Annotated in this window: 4 protein-coding genes and 1 pseudogene; 2 read left to right on the top strand and 3 right to left on the bottom strand. The window is 57.7% G+C overall.

What is annotated here, in order from left to right:
* Window positions 1-424 (top strand): transposase (locus tag HMPREF2928_RS08315; protein WP_141754968.1); only part of this gene is annotated, 424 nt, incomplete at its 5' end.
* Between the two features lie 255 nt (window positions 425-679).
* On the opposite strand, the gene erm is transcribed toward HMPREF2928_RS08315, so the two are convergent.
* The 3 genes from erm to HMPREF2928_RS08305 form a co-directional block, all read right to left on the bottom strand.
* Entirely contained in the window at window positions 680-1534 is an 855-nt protein-coding gene (gene erm / locus HMPREF2928_RS08310) for a 23S ribosomal RNA methyltransferase Erm (RefSeq protein ID WP_016459102.1), read from the bottom strand.
* A 99-nt stretch (window positions 1535-1633) separates the two neighbouring features.
* Window positions 1634-1681: an erythromycin resistance leader peptide gene (locus HMPREF2928_RS09325; RefSeq protein WP_011116968.1), complete on the bottom strand. Its 48-nt coding sequence runs from the start codon at window positions 1679-1681 to the stop codon at window positions 1634-1636.
* A 67-nt stretch (window positions 1682-1748) separates the two neighbouring features.
* Complete coding sequence (locus HMPREF2928_RS08305) at window positions 1749-2927, bottom strand: IS256-like element IS1249 family transposase (protein WP_005323424.1); 1179 nt, start codon at window positions 2925-2927, stop codon at window positions 1749-1751.
* 150 nt (window positions 2928-3077) lie between these two features.
* On the opposite strand from HMPREF2928_RS08305, the pseudogene HMPREF2928_RS08300 reads away from it, so the two are divergent.
* A pseudogene (locus HMPREF2928_RS08300) lies at window positions 3078-3491 on the top strand (transposase); the annotation flags it as partial.

Below are 3491 nucleotides of genomic sequence, written 5' to 3'. Positions count from 1 at the left end.
CCGCTCATGCCTGCTCACGCCACGCCAGCAGCACCAACTACTCAACCTGTTTTCCGGTGAGGAGCACGTCGCGCTCGAGGTCACTTGGAGCGCCTACCAGAACATCATCGACGCCTACCGCGCGCCCGACACGGACGCGGGTAAGGCCCTGATGGAAGCCGAAATCAACACCCTGACCTCCACGCGTGTACCGAGGGGTCTGACCGAGCTCATCACGCTGGGCAGGACACTCAAACGCCGAGCCGGGGACATCCTGGCTTACTTCGACCACCCCCACACCTCCAATGGCCCTACCGAAGCCATCAACGGACGCCTCGAACACCTACGCGGCTCCGCCCTCGGGTTCCGTAACCTCACCCACTACATCACCCGCTGCCTCCTCGAAACCGGCGGATTCAGACCCCAACTACACCCCCAATTATGAAGAGCCCGTTTTCTGTGGCACCGGTGATAGTAGTTCCTAGTTTTGCGGTGCGGCAGATGGTATCGACGATGACATTTCCGTTAGGCTGCACAGTAGGTCCTTAGTTTTGTACGGATGGATTAGATACCTTTTTCCTACAAAGCCAAGGACCCCAATATCTTGTGCCACGCCCGAACCCCCGGCGAACTAATCAATGCACTCTAAAACCGGAAGAGCCCTTTTAGTACTACTGGTGGATTTCGGTTTTGGTGGGGATTAACGCCGCCGGCTTCGGTTTTTCCGTTGAGGAGGTCGTTGACTACTTCCCGATGGTGAAATGGGTCGATGGTGAGGTAGAGAGGAACCAGTCACCTGGAAGAGATCGATCCAGTCGTTGGTGTGCAATCTGGGAGGTAGGGTCGCGGGGTCGATTCCTCGCGAGCGCAACCATGATTGTGTTTCTGAACGTGATGAAAACAACCCTGCCCTTCGGAGAATTTCCCCTATCCCGCGTCCCCGGGCAGTGAAAACGGTGTGCACCATCGCCTGAAAGGCTTTGCGCTGCTCTATCGGAATCTTCGGGTCACCCACCCGGCGGATCACTAAGATCCCCCCGTCAACGTTTGGCTGTGGCCGGAAAGCAGGCCTTGGTACCCGAGAACCCAGGTGAAATGTGAACCATGGGGACCACTGAGCCGTCATCATCGTGCTTGCGCCTACCCCGGCCCGGCGGCGAGCGACTTCCCACTGCATGAGGAGTACAGCGTCAGTCCATGCTGGCGCATGCAGCAACTTTCGAAGAATGGCAGTGGTGAGGTGAAAGGGAATGTTTCCCACAATGACGCAGGGAGTGGCGGGTAACCGGAAGTTAAGGAAATCATCATGGACCACTTCGACCGCCGCCGAGGAGGTTTCTTGTGTGATTTTGGCAGCTAGTTTTGCGTCCACTTCAACTGCCGTTATCGCCCTCCCCAAGTGGGCCATCGGGTGAGTGAGGGCACCGCTTCCTGGTCCGATCTCAATGATGGGGCCGGAGGTTTGTTTCACAAGGTCGATGATGGAGTTGATGATCTTGTGGTTGGTGAGAAAATTTTGGCCATGCTCGTGACGGCCGTGTCCGTATGCAGACATCAGGTGTGCTCCTTGGATTTGAAAGGGAGCCGGGCATGACAAATAGCCGCCCGGCTAAAGGACCGGAGCGGTTTTTAACCTACGGGGTAGGAAACCGCCTTAGCGGTTGGTGCGCAACCGCAAGAAAGCGGTACCTGAAATCAACATGGGTCTAATTATATCCATTAAAGGGTTAAGGGTCAAAATGTGTGTCTGGCTCGGCGTGTCGCGGGGGTTAGATTTGGCCTTTTTGAATGCCGATTGAGTGGGTGTAGTCGGTGTCGATAGCGTTGTCGTAGAGGGCTGGGCGTCCTGTTTCGTGGTCGGCTTGGTTCTCGGTTTGGGTCAGGGTGGATACTTTGGCGAGTTGGCCCTGGCCCCAGTCGGACTGCCTGGCGATTCGTACTGGATCGTCAGGCAGTTCCGTTTTTAAGTAGAGCCACCAATCCAGCATGCGGCGTTGTCGTTCGCCTGATCTGCCGCGGTGGGTTCTGGCGAGCAGTTTGAGCTGGGCGTTGATGCCGCCTTCTAAGCTGTTGGTGGTGGATTTGATCCGCTCGGGCGCAAGGACTCCTGCTGGCGGGTTGAGGTAGACAAACAGCATCTCGGACCGCCAAAGATGGTTGAGGCTGTTGTAGGCCTTGCGCACGTTGTGGTGGGTCCACACGCGGGTCCATGCACCTGTTTTGGGGTCTTTGATCATGGTTTTCTCGTTCATCCATTCCCGGTAGATCGTTGAAAACTCGTGCAGTTGCACACCCCACGCGGCGGCTTCATCCAGTGTGGTGATCCGGGTCAGTTTCAGCGCAAGTCGGTAGATGGTGCGCCCGGCATCGGTGCGTGGGTTGGTGGTGGTGTAGCGGCGGACCACGCGTTGGGCGTGGACGAGGCAGCGTTGAATTTTCGTAGTCGGCCAGCACTTTTTGATTGCGCTGTATGCGCCTTGGCCGCCGTCGATGACGGCGATGAGTGGGGCTTCGATGCGTTCAAGCAGCAGTTGGTAGTCGCGGGTGGTTTCGTGTTTGCACCAGTGCCAGGCGATCACGTGGTCGATGGTCGCCGCGACGATCAGGCAGCCACCGGCGGTGTAGGTGCCATCGAGAAATACCTGGTCGTAGATCCGCTTGTGGTGGCCGGCGGTGGGGTCAGGCACATCAACGAGCCAGCACCACTTGAAGCGCCGCTTCATGGTGGCGCGGCTAACACCGTTTCGTTTGGCTAGGTCGTCGAGTGATATTGCGGTGGTGCAATGCTCGATGAACTGGGTGAACACTGCCGCGTTGGTGATGTCGTTTCGACGTTTGACGCTGGAGGCGCCGCATTGTTTGCAGCGCCATCTGGTGGTGCCTTTGCTGGTGGTGCCGTTGCGTTTCATTTCACCGCCGCAGTGGCAGCGTGGTTGGTTCTTCGACATTGCGACACCACACCACGCCGCGCATAGCACATCACGGCTGCCACACCGAGGATTTCCCGTCGGGGGCTAGATATATGCTTCCGGAGCATATACTTTCCGGAAACCTACAGGTCAATCCGTGAAAATCCGCGATTCCGGACACACATTTTGACCCTTAACCCTGGGTATCGCCACCGGCCCTTGGACACCAGGGTCGGCACTATCGACGTGGCGATCCCCAAGCTGCGCTCAGGCACCTACTTCCCAGAATGGTTACTGCAACGGCGCAAACGCTGTGAAACCGCGTTGATCACAGTGGTCGCTGACTGCTACCTGGCAGGAGTATCCACGCGCCGTATGGACAAGCTCGTCAAAACCCTGGGGATCACAGGACTGTCCAAGTCCCAGGTCTCACGGATGGCAACAGACCTGGACGAGCACGTGGATCAGTTCCGCAACCGGCCCCTCCACGATGCCGGGCCTTTCACCTTCGTCGCCGCTGATGCGCTCACCATGAAAGTGCGCGAAGGAGGACGCGTCGTCTCGTGCGCGGTTCTGGTTGCCACCGGAGTCAACAATGACGGA

The organism is Rothia sp. HMSC072B04 (assembly GCF_001813725.1).
GTDB classification, from domain to species: domain Bacteria; phylum Actinomycetota; class Actinomycetes; order Actinomycetales; family Micrococcaceae; genus Rothia; species Rothia mucilaginosa.
The sequence above is the reverse complement of the archived record's forward strand: the minus strand, read 5'-3'. Positions and strand labels throughout refer to the sequence as shown.